Source organism: Streptomyces sp. NPDC001002 (genome assembly GCF_053599215.1).
Map to the genome: position 1 here is coordinate 1 of NZ_JBSFLV010000043.1, position 18,275 is coordinate 18,275.

Sequence of the window (18,275 nt, forward strand, 5' to 3'; positions counted from 1 at the left end):
GGCCCAGGCGGGACCGGAGTTGGTCGACGAGCGGGGACAAGTACGAGCGGCCCCGATCGCCCGACTGGCCAGGGAGAGCGCCCTGCTCGACAGAACGGAGAACGTCCAGCGCCTGGACGCCCTCGACGTCTCCTACCGTCAACTCGGCGGCAGATACGCGGAGTTCGCCGACCTCCTGGCGGCCCGCCGTGAGCGCCTGCTCGACGAGGCGCGCGGCGACATCGAGGACTTCGCGCTGCTGGCCGAGTCCTGGGAGGCGCTCGTGGAGGCCGCCCGGCACACCCCGGTGCAGACGGAGCGGCCGGCGTGAGCGCGACGCAGGTTCAGGAATCCGCCGCCCTCCGTGCCGCGCTCGTGGCGGCCACCGAGGACCGGATCGTCTTCGACCTCGGCGGAATCGCGGAGCGCTACGAGACGCTCCGCCGTGAACTGCCCGATGTGCTCGTCCGGTTCGCGCTCAAGGCCTGTCCGGTCGACGAGGTGATCGCGTGCCTGGCGCGGCTGGGCGCCGGCGCCGACGGGGCGAGCCCGCGCGAACTGGAACAGGCGCTGCGGGCGGGCGTGCCGGTCGAGCGCGTGCACTACGGCAACACCGTCAAGTCCGACCGTGACATCGCCGAAGCCCACCGCCTCGGCGTCGACACCTTCGCGACCGACAGCGTCGAGGACGTGGCGGCGATCGCCCAGCACGCCCCGGGAGCACGGGTGTTCTGCCGTCTGGCGACCACCGGGGAGGGCGCGCTGTGGGGCCTGACCGGCAAGTTCGGCTGCTCGCCCGACGACGCGGTGCGCGTGCTGGAGACGGCACGCGAGGCGGGGCTCACACCGGCGGGCCTGTCCGTCCACGTGGGCTCGCAGCAGATGACGGCGGACGCCTGGCACAACGCCCTCGAAGACCTGGCCGACGTCGTCGCCGTCCTGGGCCGAGGCGGGATCATCCTGGACCACATCAACCTCGGCGGCGGCCTCCCGGCGCTCGGCTACCAGGACCGGTACGGCACACCGCTCGACCCGCCGATCGACAAGATCTTCGCCGTGATCCGCGAGGGCATGCGCCACCTCAGGGAAGTCCACGGCGAGCACCTCCGGTTCGTCATGGAACCGGGACGCCATCTCGTCGCCGACCACGGAGCCATCCGGGCCCGGGTGACCCGGCTGGCCGAGCGGCGCGGACCGGACGGCGCACCCCAGTACTGGCTCTACCTCAGCTGCGGGAAGTTCAACGGCCTGTACGAGATGGACGCCGTGCAGTACCGGCTGCACTTCCCGACACACCCCGACCCTGACTACGTGCCCGCCGTCGTCGCGGGCCCCACCTGCGACAGCGACGACGCCTACCCGAGCGACCAGGGACTCGTCCGCGTACCCAAGGACCTGGCGTCGGGCGACCCGGTCTGGGTGCTGTCCAGCGGTGCCTACGCCATGAGTTACATGACCCAGGGCTTCAACGGGTTCGACCCGCTGCCGTACTCCGTGACGAACGAGAGGCGCCCATGAGCGACCTCGTACGCATCCGTCCCATCGCCGAGACCGACTGGGAAGCCCTCGTCGAGATGGAGGCCCGCGCCTACGACCAACTCGGGCTGACGGAAGGGCGCGAGGTGCTGCGCTCCCGGGCCGACGCCTCGCCCGACCTGTGCTTCGTGCTGGACGTCGGCGCCCGGCCCGCCGGTTACCTGCTGGCGCTGCCCTACCCGGCCTTCCACTACCCCTCCCTGGAACACACCCAACCGGCGACGGCGGCCTCTGCCTCTTCGCCGGACAACGTCCACCTGCACGACATCGTTATCACCGAGGGACTTCGGGGCAGGGGGCTGGCCCAGCGCCTCCTGCACCACCTCGCCTCGACGGTCCGCTCGCGCGGCTACGAGCGGATCTCGTTGGTCGCCGTCGGCCGCAGCCGTACGTTCTGGTCGGCGCGCGGATTCACGGCGCACCCCCGGGTCCGGCCCACCGGCTACGGCACGGGCGCCGTCTACATGTCCAAGGCGGTGCCGGCCGACCGCGCCGCGACGCCCGAGCCGGCCGACGTCCCGCCGAGCGGTCCGTTCGCCCCGACGAAGCGAGCTGATGCGCGTGTTCCGTGTCCATGACCCCTTCGTGCGCAGCCAGTTGGCCATCGCCGCACTGTTCTGCGCCCTCGGCTTCCAGTACGCCACCTGGGCCTCGCGGATCCCCGCGATCAAGGCGGACCTCGGGCTGACCCCGGCCGAGGTGGGCGTGCTGCTGATGGCGGCCGGAGTCGGCGCGGTGGCGTCCTTCCCGCTGGTCCCGGTGCTCATGAAGCGGCTCGGGTCGGCGCAGTTGGCGCTGCTGTCCACCGTCTGTCTGACCCTCGTACTCCTCGGGCTGGCCGCGGCGCCCAACTACCCGCTCGCGCTGCTGGTCATGGGTGTCGACGGCGTCTTCGTGGGATGTCTGAACGTCGCCATGAACGCGCAGGGCGCTGCCCTGGAGGCGCGGCACGAGCGCAACACCATGGCCCGACTGCACGCGACGTTCAGCGGCGGCTCCCTGCTGGCGGCGCTGGTCGCCTCCGTCATGACCGCCGTGACCTCGTCGGTCGGGGCGCACTTCGGTGTCGCGGCCGTGCTCCTCGTCCTGCTCGGGGTCGCCGCTCGCCCCGGCCTGCTCACCGACGACGCGCCGGCCGCCGAGGAGAAGGAGAAGAAGAGCCGCGGCAAATGGACCCTGCCGCCCCGGGTGGTGGTGTGGATGTGCGTCGCCATGGCGTTCGGCACCGTCACCGAGGGCGCTATGAACGACTGGTCCGCCCTCTACCTGAAGGAAGTGGCCAAGGCGTCCGCGGAGTTGGCGCCTCTGGGCATCGCCGTGGTCTCCGGGATGATGGTGCTCGCCCGTCTCTTCGCGGACGGCTGGCGCAGCCGCTGGGGGGACGGCCGGATCGTCCTGTCCGGCAGCGCGCTGGCCGCCGCCGGCCTGGCCTTCGCCCTGGTGAGCGGGGGAGTGGCGCCCGCCCTCATCGGCTTCGCCTGCGTCGGCCTGGGGGTCGCGGCGGTGACCCCGTGCATCTATGTGGCCGCGGCGAAACAGGGCTCGGAGGCCCTGGCCCTGGTCGCCGCGATGGGTACGACGGGCTTGCTCGCCGGTCCGCCGTTCATCGGCTTCGTGGCGAACGCCAGCAGTCTGGTCGGGGGCCTGGCGGTCGTCGCGGCGGCTGCCGTCGTGGTGGCCCTGTGCAGTACGCAGATCCGCTGGACACCCGTGGTCGCCGAGCGGACCCTGGCCGGCCAGTGACGCACCGGCCGACCTGAGCGCCGACACCGGCCCCGCACCGAAGCCGACGGTGCGGGGCCGGTCGCGTCGAGGCCGGTGACGTAGAAGAGGCGCGTACGACGGTCAGTTCCAGCCGACGACCTTGAAGTCCTTGTTCACGAAGACGTGGTGCGGCCAGTTGACGCTGATGTTGTGGACCTCGTACTCACCGTCACTCAGCTCCACCACACGGTCGTTGACGCCACCGGGGACGACGGCCTGCGCGGCCTTCACCGCCTTGTCCGCGGCCGTTCCGCTGATGATCGTCCCTTCACCCTCGGTGTAGTCCGGGATCCGGCCGACCGACTTGTCGGGCGACGGGGTGCCCTGCTGGAAGGGGATGACCCCGGCCGCTTCGGCCGCCGCCGCCCCACCGTCGCCGTGCGGCTGCACGGTGACCTGTGTCGCCTGGATGGTCGCGCTGTCGACCGTGCCCAGCACGAGGACGCTCTCGTCCACCTTCACGGCCTTCGCGGTGGCGGGCTTGGTGCCCTTCTCGTACTTGGTCGTGGACGTCTCGTCGACCGTCACTTTCACACCGGTCGCGGTCGTCAGCGTGAAGCCCGACGTGGAGGTGGACGCGACGATGCCGGTAGCGCCACCTGCGGCCGGTCCTGCCGCGGGGCCGCCGGACGGCGCCGCACTCGAAGTGTCCGCGGCCGGGAGGGCCGACGAGGTCGACGCGGCGGACGTACCGGCGAATGCGGTCACCGCCAACGCGACCCCGGTGAGCGCCAATGCGATCGCGGCGGCGATCGGCACGCCCCTCTTCTTCGACAGAGACCGCCTGGACGCGTTGGTGGGGTCGTAGTCGTTCATCGTTGAACTCCTCGCGTTGGGACGACGCGACGATCCTGTGGTCCGTACCTACGAGGACGCTGTGCCCGCGATGAAGAACTCCTGACAAAGGCATGTGTTCACGTGGGAGGCGAGGTCGGGGCAGGTGTCTCGATGGTCAGGGACGCCGCGCGGAGGGCGGCCGCCACGCGGTTGATCTGCTCGGACGGTGGGTGGGGGAGGCGGGCCAGGAGGAGGCGGCGCTGTTCCTGCGGGCCGCCATGGACGGGGAGGACACGTACGCCTTGTGGTGCGGCGGCGGCCAGGACCGCGGGGATCGTGGTCAGGCCGCAGCCGGCGGCGACGAGGTGCAGCTTGGCCAGCCAGTCGCGGGCGGTGTGGGCGATCTCGGGGCGCTCGTCCAGGCCGGGCCAGACGCCCATCAGGCGGTCCTCGCCGGAGGACGTGCTGGTGATCCAGCGCTGCCCGCGCAGGTCGGCCACGTCGACGAAGTCGCCACGGGCGAGCGGGTGGGTGGCGGGGACCGCGAGCCGCAGGGCACGCTCGTTGAGGGTCTGGAGCACGAGCGGCGGCGACTCCGTGTCCGGCGGACGGAAGGGCGGGGCCGATCCCAGCAGGGCCAGGTCGAGGCTGCCGGCGCGCAGGGCGCGTACCAGTGCCGGAGTGCTGCCCTCCCGGCTGACGACGTGCAGGCCGGGATCCGTGCGGCGTAGGGCGGCCAGCGCGGTCGGCAGCAGGACGGCACCCGCGCTGGGGAACCAGCCGAGCCGGACCGTCCCCGCCTGACCGGGCAGGCCCGACAGCTCGCGCGCCGTCGCGTCGATCTCGTCGAGCACGACCGTCGCGCGGCGCATGACCACGCGCCCGGCCGCGGTCAGCCGTACCCCGTCCCGGCGCCGTTCCAGCAGCTCGGCCCCCGCCGCCCGTTCGATCGAGGCGATCTGCCGGGACACCGCCGACTGCGTGTAGCCCAGCGAGGCGGCGGCCGCGGTGAAGGTTCCCTGCTCGGCGACGGCGCGGAAGACCCGCAGCGCGGTCAGTGACACATCCGTGAAGTCCATGATGATTACGCATACTAGCCTTGCGTAAGTTTCGTTGGACGCATGGCCGCGCGGTTCCTAGCGTGGACGTATGACCACTTCACGCATCGCCCTTGTCACGGGCGCCAACCAAGGACTGGGCCGGGCCCTCGCCGAAGGACTGGCCGCCCGGATGGGACCGGACGACCTCGTGCTGCTCACCGGCCGCAGCCAGGAGCGCGTAGCTCAGGCCGCCGGGGAGGTGGCCGCGCTGCCCGACAGCCGCAGCCGCGTCGAGGGCCGGGTCCTCGACGTCACCGACACGGAGGCCATCGCCGGCCTCGCCGACGACCTCCGGGCGCGGTACGGCGGGGTCGACATCGTGATCTCCAACGCCGTCGCGCGGCTGCTGCCCGAGGACTCGCAGTCCGCGCGGGCCGACGAGTTCATCGACGTCTCCAACACCGCCACCCACGCGATCCTGCGGTCCTTCGCCCCGATCCTGCGCCCGGGCGGCCGCCTCCTCGTGGTCGCCAGCAGCCTCGGCACCCTCGGCCACCTCGACCCGCGGCTGCACCACCTCTTCGACGGCGCGAGCCTCGAACAGGTCGAGTACGCCGTCGAGTCGTGGCGCAGCGCCATCCACCACAAGACGGCCGAAGAGGCGGGCTGGCCGCGCTGGTTGAACGTGCCCTCCAAGGTCGCCCAGGTCGCCGCCGTCCGCGCGGTGGCCGCTGAGCGCCGCGAGCACGACCTCGCCACCGGGACCCTGATCGCCTCCGTGTGCCCCGGCATGATCGACACCGCCACCTCGCGCCCCTGGTTCAGCGACTTCAGCGGCGCCCAGTCCCCGGCCCAGGCCGCCCGCGCCGTACTCGACCTGGTCTTCGCCGACGGTGTCGATCCCGCGCTCTACGGCGAGTTGGTGCGCTTCGGCAAGGCGTTGCCGTGGCACGACGGCGCGCCGCTGACCGAGCAGGACCGGCTGCTCACGCCGTGAACCCAGGCGAGTCGGCACCCGCACGCCTCGGCACACGGCCCACGGCAAAGAACACACAGCACGGCCATGAACACACAGCACGGCACTGAGCACACAGCTTTGAGCACACAGTTTTGAGTACACAGCAAGGAGTTCGTCCATGAATGCCATCACCACTCCGTTCGGCTTCGCCAGCACGGCCGCCGAGGTCGCCGCGGCAGTCGACCTCACCGGCCGCCGTGCCGTGGTCACCGGTGCCTCGTCGGGGCTTGGTGCGGAGACCGCCCGCGTCCTGGCCACGACCGGTGCGGAAGTCACCCTGGCCGTGCGGGACATCGAGGCCGGCGAGCGCGTAGCCAAGGACATCACCGCCGCGACCGGCAACCAGGACGTGCTCGTCGCGCCGCTGGACCTCACCGATCCGGCGTCCGTGGCCGCCTTCACCGCCGCCTGGCAGGGCCCGCTGCACATCCTGGTGAACAACGCCGGCGTCATGGCCTCCCCCGAGCAGTACACCGAGCAGGGCTGGGAACTGCAGTTCGCCACCAACCACTTGGGACACTTCGCCCTCGCCACCGGCCTGCACGACGCACTGGCCGCCGACGGCTCCGCCCGCGTCGTCGTGGTCAGCTCCACCGGCCACCAGCAGTCGCCGGTCGTGTGGGACGACATCAACTTCGCCTTCCGGCCCTACGACCCGTGGCTCGCCTACGGCCAGTCCAAGACGGCCAATGTGCTCTTCGCGGTGGAGGCGACCCGCCGCTGGGCCGAGGACAACATCACCGCCAACGCCCTGATGCCCGGCGCCATTTACACCAACCTCCAGCGCCACACCGGCGGTCGCGGCAGCGGAAAGGTCCCGGCCGAGCTGATCAAGACCGTCGAACAGGGCGCCGCCACCTCCGTGCTGCTCGCCACCTCGCCCCTGCTCGACGGCGTCGGCGGCCGCTACTTCACCGACTGCAACGAGACCGAGATCGTCGACCGCCGCTCCGGCACCCTGCACGGAGTCGCCCGCTACGCCGTGGACCCGGACAACGCACGGCGCCTGTGGACCCTTTCGCAGGAACTGCTGACCCAGGCCGGGTGAACCTGGCGCAGGTCGTCGGGTGAGCCTGGTCCAGGTCGTCGGGTGAACCTGGCCCAGGTCGAGTGAACCTGGCTCAGGCAGCTGAGCCGTCGCCGAGGGCCAAGTCAATCGCGTGTACGTGGTGTTCGATCGGCCCGTAGGAGACAAGACCGCTGCCGGCCCCGGCCAACTCGCCTGCAGCCGAGGCGAGTTCGTCCCTCGCCCTGCGCAGGATCCGCTCGTGCCCTACCGTGCCGGCCGCCCGGGCGAGGAGGCACCACATCGCCTCCTGCAGCAGGTCGTGCGGTGGCCGGGGAGCCTCGTCGAGCGCCTGGCGTGCCTGTTCGGTGGCGCCGGCTCCCGCCAACAGGAGCGGGCGAAGCCATGGTTGGTAGGGACCGGCGTCGAGTTCGGGGAAGTCGACGCCGGGGCTGGGCAGGCCGTTCCCGCGCATGAACGGGACGAGGGCGACCAGCGCCGGGGCTCCCTGGGCGAGACCGGGCATGCCGCTGTCCGCGGTCTCCGCCAGAACCCGCGTGTACAACGGGCGGGCCGCCGCCCACCCGTCGGTCTCGCAGGTGCGCAGCGCGCGGAACCAGGACGTGAACACCCCGGCCAGCGGCCGTTCATGACGGTGCGCCAGCCGGTCGATCTCCTCGGCCTCCGCGTCCGCCGCGGTGAGTTCACCCAGCGCGGCGAGCGCCTGGAGTCGTACGAGACGCCCGAGCACCTCATGGTTGGGCAGGCCGTGGCCGACGGCCAGGTCGGTCAGTTCACGGCCCAGCGCCTCGCGATCGGTGGCCCCGCCGCAGTGACCGAAGGACTGCATGAAGGCGCCGTTGAGAGCGAACGCGAGCAGCCCGGGGTCGCCGAGCCGGCGGGCCAGACGGACCGCTTCCTCGGCTGCACGCCCGGCCCGCAGCCGCCATGGCTCAGCCAAGTGAGGCTCGCCGTCGGCAGGTTCGATCGCTCGCGGGATCGGCCCGTCGGCGGCGGCATCCCCGCGCGACTCGACCGCGACGACGGACAGCAGTCGGGCCCGGAGCGCCGGGGAGTCGCCGGGATCGAGCGCGGCTGCGGCGCGGGCGGCGCCCCGGGACAGCTCGCCCGCGTCCTCGGGATCGTCGGCGCGCGTCCATACGGCCGGTACGTCGTAGGAGCCGATGATCCGGGCCGCCAACTCCGCGTCGCCGGTTGCCTCGGCCGCCGCGACGACCTCCCGCCGGTGCTCGCGCGCCTCCTCCAGACCGTCGGCGCCGGTCACCGCGAGGTCGCGCAACAGGGCCGCCGTGGCATGCAACCGTGCCCGCGACCGGACCGGCACCGCACGCTCCCACGCGGCGGCCGCGCGCCCCCAGACCCCGTCGACGGCACCGGAGGCCTCCGCCGGGCCGCCTTTGAGGAGCTGCGCCTCGGCCCGAGCCAGTGCGGGGCCCGGTTCGATGTCGAATCTCTCGGCGAGAGTGTGCCGGGCCCGACGCAGCGCCTCCAACGCGTCGCCGCGCCGCCCGGAGCGCTCCAGAGCGGTGGCCAGCAGCACCCAGCCGTCCTCCCGCCAGGGGTGCGCGACGACATGGGCCTCCAGGTCGACGGCCGCCTCGCGGGCGCCGCCGGTCGCCAGCAAGGCGTCCGCCCGCCGCTCGACCGCGTGCAGCCGCAGCGCCTCCAACCGGGCCTGCTCGGCGGCGGCCCACCGGACGCCGGGGAAGTCGGCCAGCACCGGACCCCGCCACAGCCCGAGCGCCTGGTCCCACAACGCGACCGACGCGTGCGGCGCCGCGGCGGCGGCCCGGGCCACCGTGTCCTCGAACCGCCACGCGTCCACCACGTCCCGACCCGCGTGCAGCACATAGCCGGGCCCCTGCGTCACCAGCAGCCGGGACGCCTGCCTCGGGGCGCGTTCCGGTTCCAGGGCGCGGCGGAGTGCGGCGACGAAGGTGCGCACCGCGCCGACGGCACCGACCGGAGCGTTCCCGTCCCTATCCCGGTGCCCGTCCCTGCCCCCGCCCGTATCCGTGTCCGCGTTCTCCCACAGGTCCGCCACCAGCCGGCCGACCGGCACGACACGGTTGCGCGCGATCAGCAGCCGGCCCAGGACCTCCCGGTGCCGTGGCGCGCCGAGCGCGACCGGAACGCCGTCCGCGTCCCAGGCGGCCACCGGCCCCAGCAGTCCGAACCGAACACCGTCCACCGCACGGCCCTCCTGCGGGCCCCGCCGTCCCGGCGTGCCGCTCGTCCACTCATCGATCGCTGATCCGGGGCCCGCACTCTGGACCGCGTCCCCGGTCGTGCCGGACCACCCGGCCGTCACGACCACCCTGCCACGAGCACCAGGAGCCGCTGTGACACCCCTGAGCATCCCCGGTTTCGACGTCCACCGCGTCCCGGTCGACGACGGCGTCGCCCTGCACGCCGCCGTCGGCGGCACCGGCAGCCCGGTCGTGCTGCTGCACGGCTTCCCGCAGACCCACCTCATGTGGCGGCACGTCGCCGGCGACCTGGCGGCGGACCACACGGTCATCTGCCCCGACCTGCGCGGATACGGCGCCAGCGACAAACCCGCCGAGTCCGGACCCGACGTCTACTCCAAGCGCACCATGGCACTGGACGTCGTACGGCTCGCTGCGCGGCTCGGGCACGACCGGTTCGCGCTGGCGGGCCACGACCGCGGCGCCCTCGTCGCCTTCCGGGCCGCGCTGGACCACCCGCGAACCGTGTCCCGAGCGATCTTCCTGGACGTCCTGCCGACGCTCGACATGTGGGACGCCCTGCACGGCGCCTCCGCCGCCGTCGGCTTCCACCTCTACCTGATGGCCCAGGCCCCCGGCCTGCCCGAGCAGATGATCCAGGCCTCCGCCGACGCCTTCTTCGGCCACTTCCTGGACACCTGGGTGAGCGACCCGGCCGCCGTGCCCGCCGACGTCCGCCGCCACTACCTCGACGCGTGCGCCGCGGCCGTACCGTCGATCGTCGCCGACTACCGCGCCTCCGCGGGCATCGACGTGGAGCACGACACCGCCGATCGTGCGGCCGGCAGCCAACTCACCATGCCCGTCACGGTCCTTCAGCAGGACTGGGGCGCCGCCCTGGGCTACGACGCGGCGGGACTGTGGCGAGCCTGGGCACCGGACCTGCACCACCGCACCGTCTCCTGCGGGCACTTCATGGCGGAGGAGGACCCGAAGCTGATCGCGGCGGAGATCAGGGCGTTGGCCGACCGCTGACGGCGAGCGGAGACCTGGGTGTCGGTCGGCGGTGCGGAGCAGCTCCGGCGGGCCGCTCTTCTCTCCATCCCTGTCTATCCCTGATTCCCTGAAGCTCCGATGCCGTGGGCGAAGGCCGTCGTCCAGGCCGCCACGGCTCGGCGGCTCGCCCGCGCCGTGGGGGCCAGGACGTCGAACATGTGCGGTAGGCCGGGTACGAGGTGGAGTTCGACGGAGTTGCCGGCCGCGCTGAGCCGGGAGGCGAACTCCAGCGCCTCGTCCCGTGCCGGGTCGACGGCGGTGACCATGATGTAGGTCGGTGGCAGGTTCCGCAGATCCTTCGCGCGGGCCGGCACGGCGTAGCCGGCTTCCGGATCGTTCTCCTGGAGATAGAACTCCCAACCGGCCGCCGCTCCCTGCCGGTTGAAGAGCTTGGGGTTGGTGATGGTGCGGGCCGACTCGGTCTCCAGGCGGTCGTCGAGGACGGGGTAGCCCAGGTAGACGTACCTGATGTGCGGACCCTCGCGGTCACGCGCGGCGAGCGCCACGGCCGCCGCGAGAGCGGCACCGGCGGAATGCCCGCCCAGCGCCACGCGCGATACGTCGAAGCCCAGGGCCTTCGCTTCGTCGACCACCCAGCGCAGTGTCGCGTAGCAGTCGTCGAACGCGGCGGGGTACGGATTCTCCGGGGCGAGCCGGTAGTCCGGGGCGACGAGGGCGATGCCCAACTCGGCGGACAGCCGTCGGCACGTGGCGTCCTCGGCGTTGGGCCCGCCGATCACGAACCCGCCTCCGTGGATCCAGACCGCCACCGGCAGGGGAGAGGTGCTCTCGGCCGCCGGAGTGTAGATCCGCAGGCTCAGCGAGTGTCCGTCCACCGGGATCGCGCGGTCCTCGACGTTCACCTCGTCATCGGACTTGCCGTCGCCGCTGGCCGCGCTCAGCGCGATGCGGGTCCCCTCCACATCGGCGAACACGTTGTTTTCCGGCAGCGACTCGTACACGGGAAGAAACTCGGCATCCAGGAACACGACCGACTCCTATCTCTCTTGTTCCACTGATCTCCCTTGTCCACTGAACAATACGGATCTCTTGTCCAATGGACAAGCAATGTGAGTCAGGCCTGCTCGGGGGCGGTACGGAGGCGGTAGAGAGGCGCTACGGAGACGGGGCGGCGGCGCTATATTGGCCGCTGGACAAGAGGTCCGGGAGGGAAGCCGGACATCGCAGTCGTGAGGGAAGGCGTGCATGGGCATCAGTCGCGCAGCGGTCGTCGACGCGGCACTCGACGTGCTCGACGAGCAGGGCCTGGACAAGGTCACCATGCGCGCCGTCGCGGACAAGTTGGGCGTGCAGCACAACACCGTCCGCTGGCACGCGGACAACAAGCAGCGGCTGCTCGTCCTCATGTCGGACGCCGTCCTGGGGGGACTGGACGTGGCCGCCCTCCCCACTCAGTGGGAGGACCGCTTCCGCGCCCTCGCCCGCTGGTACCGCAGGGCCCTCCTGGCCCATCGCGACGGCGCGCGCCTGGTCTCGGGGCTCGCGACGACGGAGACCAACACGTACCGGTTGGCCGACACGGTGATCCAGACGCTCCTGGACGCGGGATTCCCACCGCGGACGGCGTCCTGGGCGACCTGGACCGTGTCCTATCTGATCCTGGGCATCACACAGGAGCAGCAGGCGCAGTCCGCCGACGCGACCACGGCCGACCCCGTGCTCGACTTCGATGCCGAGGCGTTTCCGGCACTGCGGAAGGCTTCCGGCCATGTCACGTCCGGCACCTTCGACGAACGCTTCGAGTTCGCACTGGACATGCAAGTGACGGCTCTGCAGGTGGAGTTGACCAAGTCGGACCGTGCCGGCTCCTAGGGCGCGCCCGCGAAGTCCCGTTGGAGAGGGGCACTGTCAGTGGTGCTCCCTAGGCTGTTCACATGACTCCGATGGTGCGTACGCCGCTCGACGGTGAGGTCCACGTTCACTACGGGCAGCTCTACGTCGAGAGCGATCCCGACAGTTTCGGGCCCGGCCTCGCCGAGGCGTTCGCGGGGCAGAGCGTCGGACTGTGCGGCGCGGCGATTCCCGGTGCGCTGTGGCTGTCGACGGGTCTGCACACAGGGCAGGTCGGGTTCACTGTCGAAGTGCACGACGAGGAACCTCCGTTGAGCGAGGTGTGGGAGGACGTAGTGGAGGTCTCCTTCCACCCTGCGTCGGATGAGACCGCCCTCTCCGAGTGGGGTGGAGGGGCTTCCTGGAACCTTGATCTGGAGGAGACCGACTATCGCGTTCGCTACTCCGCCCTCGGCATGGACCAGGCCGGCGACGTGGACACGCGGATGGACGGCGAACCCCAAGTCGACCGCTATCTGCTGCAGTTCTGGCCGTCCGTGCCCGCACCGGACCGAGTGATCCGGCAGACTTCGCAGAGCGCAGCCCACTGGCACGACTACGCCCGACGCCAACCGCCGCCGCCCACCCCTGCCGAACGGGAAGAGGCCGAGCGCGCTGCCCGTCTCACCGAGGAACAGGCCGAACGCGAGCGCCAACTCGCCTACGAACGGTGGGAATGGGGCGGCCGACTCCCCAGCCCCGCTCTGCGCGCCGTCCGCGGCAACGTCAGCGCGTTGCGGGACTTCGACCCCGCCCTCGTGCACGCCATCGACGCAGCAGGACCCGAAACGCAGCGCACGATCGCCCTGTTGGCCGCCCGGCGGGCCTGCACTGCGGCCGGTCTCGCGGACCTCGACTGGGTCGCGTCGGCCCTGACGGCGGTGGCCAGGCAGGAGCCGCTTCCGCCGCCCTTCGACGACACCTCCCGCATGTGGGAGACGCTGAGGAACGACCCCCATGCCCCGTCCCGGACGGTCACCAGGGCCGTCCCACCTGAGCGGCCGTCCTTCCGCCCGCCGGTCGCTCCCGGAGCCTCGCCCGCCCCTGAGCCACAAGTGGCGTCCCGGCATCGCCCGGCGACGGGACCTCTGGCAGCGAGAGCGCAGATGCCTCAACCTCAACCGACGGGGCACACGGAGTTCGCCGTACAGATCACCCTCGGCCCGCCGGATCCTTCGTCGCGGGTGTCGCAACCGCACATGGCGCTCCCCGCCGTGACCGGCGCCGCCGAAGCGGATCCGCTGCAGGCCGCCCTCGACGCCGTATGCGCGGCGGTGGCCGCTTACGGCGCGGAGTACCCGACGCTTCTTGAGGAGGTGTGGTCCCTCTGCGGGGGACGTTCATAGACGTCACGGCGATACGCGCGTGCGGGGGACGGACGTAGCCGCGCCGGTCACGTCGATAGTCTCCGGACATGCGCGCACCCCTCCCGGATCCCCCACAGCCCCCACCTCCTGCCCCGCGCAGAGCCCGAGAACTCGGCCTCGTCATCGGGGACGGTCCCACGGGCGAGCACAACGCCCTCACGGACGTGCCGGGTATCCGCGTCGGGCACACCACGCTGATCCGTCCGCCCCGGGTGCACAGCGGTGTGACGGCGATCGTGCCGGACGGGGTGGGACCGGACCGTCCGCTGCCGGCCGGGGTGTTCGCGGGCAACGGCTACGGGAAGCTGATCGGCGCTACGCAGATCGCCGAACTCGGCGCGCTGGAGACCCCCGTACTGCTCACCTCGACCCTGTCCGCGTTCCGGGTGGCGGACGCGCTGGTGGGCTGGATCCTGGAGCGCCCCGAGGGAGCGGGCGTACGGAGTGTGAATCCGGTGGTGGGGGAGTGCAACGACGGGCTGCTGTCCGACATCCGGTCGCGTCCGGTCCGTGAGGAGCATGTCCGTGCCGCGCTGGAGTCCGCGTCGGGCGGGCCCGTGGCCGAGGGATGTGTCGGCGGGGGCACCGGGTTGACGGCCCTGGGATTCAAGGCCGGTATCGGTACGTCGTCGCGGCGCGTGCCGCTGGCGGACGTGGACGTGACGCTCGGGGTACTGGTGCAGGCCAACTTCGGCGGCACATTGCGGGTGCGGGGCCGTACGGTCACCCCCGCCGATGTCGGCGTTCCGGCAGTGGAGGCCGGTCCGGAGACGGGGTCGTGCATGGTCGTGGTCGCCACCGACGCGCCGCTGGACGCACGGCAGTTGACCCGACTGGCGCGCCGGGCCGTCTACGCGCTGGCCAGGGTCGGCGCCGGGTACGGCCATGGCAGCGGCGACTACGGACTCGCCCTGGGGACCAGCCCCCTGGGCTCGCCCGCCGGGCCCGCCGTGGTGCCCGACGACCGTCTCGACCCGCTCTTCGCCGCCGTCCTCGACGCGGTGGAGGAGTCGGTGCTCAACTCGCTGCTGATGGCCACCACGACCACGGGCCCGGACGGACACACGCGTCACCCGCTGCCCGCGGCACGGCTCTTGGCCCTGCTCGGTTGATCAACGGCCTTAGTTCCATTGGCGATTGCCCCTTCATGAGGGGTCTCTTCCTGCAGTCACCTGAGGCCGCAGTCCTTGCCCGCGGAGTTGCCGGTACCCCTCCTGTCGGGGCAACTCCCCCTGTCTGAGGGGCATGATCCCTGTCCTGCGGGGCGGCGCGGCCGGAAGTGGGTTGCCCGACTCCGGTGCGCACGATCGAGTGTGGCCTGCGCGGCGCGACAGACCGGGCCACCAGCCCTGCCGCAACTCCCCTCACCCGGGGGCCACTTGCCCATGCCCATGGCACAGGAATCGCGTACCAGATGACCAGCACTCGACAGTCAGCCGACGGTTTCGAAGCACCGCCGTTATCCGAGGCCCGATCGACCGTGGGCGGCGGTAGGCACGCGTGAAATCCAGACTTGATCCGCTGACCGTGGCGGCGATGGCGGTCACCGTCGTCTCGATCTCGGCCACCGCGCCCCTGACCGCCGCGGCCACCGCTTCACCGCTCGCCATGGCCTTCTGGCGCAACTGCCTCGGCTTCGCCGTACTGGGACCGTTCCTGCTGCTCCTGCGCCGCCGCGAGGTGGTCCGGGTCGTGCGCGGCGAACGAGGTGTCCTGCGTCGCGAGCAGTGGCGGCCCCTCGTCTTCGGCTTCCTCGCGGCCACCGCGCTGGCGCTGCACTTCGCGGCCTTCATGACGAGCACCCGACTGACCTCGGTCGCCATGTCCACCGCACTGGTCGCCACCCAGCCCGTCTGGCAGGCGCTCATCGCCGCCGGTCAGGGTGTACGGGCGTCCCGCAGGACGTGGACGGGGCTCACGCTCGCGGTGGTCGGAGCGGCCGCGGCCGCCGGCCTCGACATCCGGTCCGGCGGCACCGCACTGGTGGGGGACCTGCTCGCCCTGGCCGGAGCCCTGGCCCAGGCCGGGTACACCGCCCTCAGCGAACGGTCGCGCGCGGATGTGAGCACCCCGCTCTACTCGACGTTCACCTCGCTGGTCTGCGGTCTGGAGCTGCTCCTCGTCTGCTGGTTCGCCGACATCTCGCTGACCGGCTTCGACAGAGCGACCCATCTGTCCCTGTTCGGGCTGCTGATCCTCCCGCAGATCCTGGGGCTGGGCTCGCTGAACTTCGTCCTCGGCAGGGCGTCGGCGACGACGATGAGCGTCCTCCTCCTGCTGGAGACCCCCGTGGCCGCACTCGCCGCATGGTGGCTGATGGGCCAGGACATCAACCCCGCGACCGTGCCCGGACTTCTGCTGATCATCGTCGGTGTCACCGTCGTGGTGACGAGCGGCAGCGGGGAGCATGCCGAGGCTCCGCTGGACGAACTCGACATGGGGATACCGCCGTACCCGGCGCATGCCCCGTACATGCCCCAACTGCCCTCGAACACTGACCGCGTGACGGTCCGTCACAGATCCAGACGAGATCCGCGAGTGGCTTGGGCAAGTCACAGCGGGGGCGAGAGCCCGACGGTCACGCTCACTTATCACGGTGCGGGAGCCTTCGACACCCTGCACATGCGCCGGCCGATACCACCGGACGAGAGACCGAGTATCGACGGTCCGACTCTGATGCTGACGAACCGCGGTCGGCGGAAGTGACGTTGGAGGAGGGGCGGTGGTGGGCGAGATTCGTAGTCGGCTTTACGGGCTCGTCCGCTCTCCCTCGTGCGGTACGGACTCGCGCGATACGGCTCCCTGGGATACGGCGTATCCAGGCACGGAAGGCCAACGCACGGTGAGTACCACCGACTCCTCCTCCGCGACCCAGGAATGGTCCACTCCCCGGCCCCAGACGACATAGTCGCCCTGCTCCTCCAACAGCACGCTACGGCCAGGGAATTCCATACGGAAGCGACCTGAGATGAGAACGAGGAGCGCGGTACGTACCTCGCCCTTCACCCACTGCGCGCGCCGGTCGCCGCGCGGGTGGACGCCCCATTTGATCTCCAGGGCGTGGCTGTGGCGCGGATCGCCGTGGTCCTTGAAGTGCCCGAGCAGCCACCCCTGGTCCAGCGCGGCGTCCTTGCCCGCGTTGCCCACATACACGCCGTCTTCCATGCGCCCGAACGCTAGCAGTCCGCCCCTGTGTCGATCACAGAGTGATCAGCTCTTCCTGGCCAAGGCATCGTGCAGCCGGCTCGCGGCCGCCGTCGCTCCGTCGGTACGGAGCTTGCCGCTCAGCTCCTTCGCACGCGCCCGGGTCTCGGGTGCGAGGGCCGTCTTGACCGCGACGTTCAGGGACTCGTCGGTCAGCGTCGGACCGTCGAGTGCCGCGCCGATGTCCAGGGCTGCCACCTGGCCGGCCCAGTACGGGTTGTCCGCCAGTTGGAGAGGTACCACCACTTGCGGCGCTCCCGCCCGGGCTGCCGTCAGCGTCGTACCCGCGCCGCCGTGATGCACCACGGCGGCCACCCTGCCGAACAGGCTCTGATGGCTGACCTCACCGATGGTGAAGATGTCGTCCCGGTCGTCGGCCAGGTCAAGGTCCGCCCAGCCGCGGGAGACGAGCACGCGGCGCCCTTGTGCGCGGATCGCCTCGACGGCTCTGCGGGCGATGTCCGGCGCCGGGCGCATGCTGCCGAAGCCCACGTAGACCGGGGGCGCGCCCGCGTCCAGGAAGGTCTTCAACTCTGCGGGGAGCGGGCGTTCGTCCGGCAGGCTCCACGCACCCGTCTGGATCACATCGAGGCCCGGGGTCTCCCGCCATGGTCCCAGGACCGGGTCCGCCGCCAGCCAGGGTTGGTCGCTGTAGACGTGGTCGCGGACGTTGTCCACCGGTGGCAGACCGAGCGCCGCCCGGTGGCCGTTGAGCGGCTCGGCGAACTGCGCGTCCACGTTCTGGGCGTCCAGCTCCCACAGCGTCCGGTTGTCCGTCGCCTCGGGCTCCGGCCAACCCGGCCGCGGTGGCGGCGCGTGGTACGGCGAGGGGAGGTTGACCGCCGAGTAGCTCGCGTACACGTAGTGGATGCCCGCGGCCTCGGCCACGGACCGCGCGGCGATCTGCGCCAGGCCGGCCGCCACCAGCGCGTCGCATCCCTCGGCCGCGCTGGGGAAGACGTCGAACTGGGTGCCGACCATCTCGGTGCGGTACCGGGCGAGTTCGGCCGCCGACGGAAGAGTCGTCCCGCGCATCACTTCCCGTACCGGCGGCCCGACCGGCACCAGTTCCATGCCGAGACCTGCCAGGCGTTGAGCGAACTCCTCGTCGGGCGGGGCGCACATCCGCACCTCCACGCCGAGCTCCTTGAGCCGCACCGCGAGTGCCACCAGCGGTTCGACATCGCCACGCGTCCCATATGTGGACAACAACACCCGCATTCGGCATCCTCTTTCGTTCTGTCTTCCCAATCGGGCAGCATACGACGCGTTGTCCAGGGGCACGCTCAAGTGGGCGTCGTCAGAACGGAGTTGGAGGCAGGACGAGCGGACAACGCCGGTTACCGATCGTCGACACAAGCTGAGGGCCACGCAATGCGGAGTTCGTCTGTGCCCGTCCCTGATGTTTCGATCATATTGCCCTGCGCCGGATTCGGAACGCGTTTCAGGGCGCCCTACTCGAAGGAA

Annotated in this window: 17 protein-coding genes; 11 read left to right on the top strand and 6 right to left on the bottom strand. The window is 71.5% G+C overall.

Annotation, left to right across the window (positions count from 1 at the left end; all coding sequences use genetic code 11):
• The 4 genes from ACWDR3_RS20805 to ACWDR3_RS20820 all read left to right on the top strand — a co-directional run.
• Positions 1 to 310, top strand: a 310-nt coding sequence (locus tag ACWDR3_RS20805) for a DUF6271 family protein (RefSeq protein ID WP_450353979.1), incomplete at its 5' end; no start/stop codon positions are given.
• Complete coding sequence (locus ACWDR3_RS20810) at positions 307 to 1,497, top strand: type III PLP-dependent enzyme (RefSeq protein ID WP_450353980.1); 1,191 nt, start codon at positions 307 to 309, stop codon at positions 1,495 to 1,497. The genes ACWDR3_RS20805 and ACWDR3_RS20810, both read left to right, overlap by 4 nt.
• On the top strand, positions 1,494 to 2,093 hold the full coding sequence (locus tag ACWDR3_RS20815) for a GNAT family N-acetyltransferase (protein ID WP_450353981.1): 600 nt from the start codon (positions 1,494 to 1,496) through the stop codon (positions 2,091 to 2,093). Before ACWDR3_RS20810 ends, ACWDR3_RS20815 begins: the two co-directional genes overlap by 4 nt.
• On the top strand, positions 2,071 to 3,258 hold the full coding sequence (locus ACWDR3_RS20820) for an MFS transporter (protein WP_450353982.1): 1,188 nt from the start codon (positions 2,071 to 2,073) through the stop codon (positions 3,256 to 3,258). Before ACWDR3_RS20815 ends, ACWDR3_RS20820 begins: the two co-directional genes overlap by 23 nt.
• A 102-nt stretch (positions 3,259 to 3,360) precedes the next feature.
• Here the strand turns inward: ACWDR3_RS20820 and ACWDR3_RS20825 are convergent, their stop codons facing one another.
• Positions 3,361 to 4,095 carry a hypothetical protein gene (locus ACWDR3_RS20825; protein WP_450353983.1) on the bottom strand — a complete coding sequence of 245 codons (735 nt, stop codon included), beginning with the start codon at positions 4,093 to 4,095 and terminating at the stop codon, positions 3,361 to 3,363.
• A 98-nt stretch (positions 4,096 to 4,193) separates the two neighbouring features.
• Positions 4,194 to 5,135, bottom strand: coding sequence for a LysR family transcriptional regulator (locus tag ACWDR3_RS20830; RefSeq protein WP_450353984.1), 942 nt, complete (start codon positions 5,133 to 5,135; stop codon positions 4,194 to 4,196).
• A 70-nt stretch (positions 5,136 to 5,205) separates the two neighbouring features.
• Here ACWDR3_RS20830 and ACWDR3_RS20835 point away from each other — a divergent pair, with 70 nt between their 5' ends.
• Positions 5,206 to 6,093 (top strand): SDR family NAD(P)-dependent oxidoreductase, encoded by an 888-nt coding sequence (locus ACWDR3_RS20835; protein ID WP_450353985.1) that lies wholly within the window; start codon positions 5,206 to 5,208, stop codon positions 6,091 to 6,093.
• A 139-nt stretch (positions 6,094 to 6,232) separates the two neighbouring features.
• A complete protein-coding gene (locus tag ACWDR3_RS20840; protein WP_450353986.1) occupies positions 6,233 to 7,162 on the top strand; it encodes an SDR family NAD(P)-dependent oxidoreductase in 930 nt (309 codons plus the stop codon).
• A 73-nt stretch (positions 7,163 to 7,235) separates the two neighbouring features.
• On the opposite strand, the gene ACWDR3_RS20845 is transcribed toward ACWDR3_RS20840, so the two are convergent.
• Positions 7,236 to 9,332: a BTAD domain-containing putative transcriptional regulator gene (locus ACWDR3_RS20845; protein WP_450353987.1), complete on the bottom strand. Its 2,097-nt coding sequence runs from the start codon at positions 9,330 to 9,332 to the stop codon at positions 7,236 to 7,238.
• Positions 9,333 to 9,483: 151 nt separating this feature from the next.
• Here ACWDR3_RS20845 and ACWDR3_RS20850 point away from each other — a divergent pair, with 151 nt between their 5' ends.
• Entirely contained in the window at positions 9,484 to 10,365 is an 882-nt protein-coding gene (locus tag ACWDR3_RS20850; protein ID WP_450353988.1) for an alpha/beta fold hydrolase, read from the top strand.
• Positions 10,366 to 10,439: 74 nt separating this feature from the next.
• On the opposite strand, the gene ACWDR3_RS20855 is transcribed toward ACWDR3_RS20850, so the two are convergent.
• Positions 10,440 to 11,375 carry an alpha/beta hydrolase gene (locus tag ACWDR3_RS20855; RefSeq protein WP_450353989.1) on the bottom strand — a complete coding sequence of 312 codons (936 nt, stop codon included), beginning with the start codon at positions 11,373 to 11,375 and terminating at the stop codon, positions 10,440 to 10,442.
• A gap of 217 nt (positions 11,376 to 11,592) precedes the next feature.
• On the opposite strand from ACWDR3_RS20855, the gene ACWDR3_RS20860 reads away from it, so the two are divergent.
• The 4 genes from ACWDR3_RS20860 to ACWDR3_RS20875 all read left to right on the top strand — a co-directional run bounded on the left by ACWDR3_RS20860 (position 11,593) and on the right by ACWDR3_RS20875 (position 16,310).
• Positions 11,593 to 12,219 (top strand): TetR/AcrR family transcriptional regulator C-terminal domain-containing protein, encoded by a 627-nt coding sequence (locus ACWDR3_RS20860; protein WP_450353990.1) that lies wholly within the window; start codon positions 11,593 to 11,595, stop codon positions 12,217 to 12,219.
• 62 nt (positions 12,220 to 12,281) lie between these two features.
• Entirely contained in the window at positions 12,282 to 13,583 is a 1,302-nt protein-coding gene (locus tag ACWDR3_RS20865; RefSeq protein ID WP_450353991.1) for a hypothetical protein, read from the top strand.
• 68 nt (positions 13,584 to 13,651) lie between these two features.
• Entirely contained in the window at positions 13,652 to 14,716 is a 1,065-nt protein-coding gene (locus tag ACWDR3_RS20870; protein WP_450353992.1) for a P1 family peptidase, read from the top strand.
• Positions 14,717 to 15,104: 388 nt separating this feature from the next.
• Positions 15,105 to 16,310 carry a DMT family transporter gene (locus ACWDR3_RS20875; RefSeq protein WP_450353993.1) on the top strand — a complete coding sequence of 402 codons (1,206 nt, stop codon included), beginning with the start codon at positions 15,105 to 15,107 and terminating at the stop codon, positions 16,308 to 16,310.
• 42 nt (positions 16,311 to 16,352) lie between these two features.
• Here the strand turns inward: ACWDR3_RS20875 and ACWDR3_RS20880 are convergent, their stop codons facing one another.
• Both ACWDR3_RS20880 and ACWDR3_RS20885 read right to left on the bottom strand, forming a co-directional pair.
• Complete coding sequence (locus ACWDR3_RS20880; protein ID WP_450353994.1) at positions 16,353 to 16,769, bottom strand: signal peptidase I; 417 nt, start codon at positions 16,767 to 16,769, stop codon at positions 16,353 to 16,355.
• 45 nt (positions 16,770 to 16,814) lie between these two features.
• Positions 16,815 to 18,029, bottom strand: a complete 1,215-nt coding sequence (locus ACWDR3_RS20885; protein ID WP_450353995.1) for a glycosyltransferase — start codon at positions 18,027 to 18,029, stop codon at positions 16,815 to 16,817.
• Positions 18,030 to 18,275 lie beyond the last annotated feature (246 nt).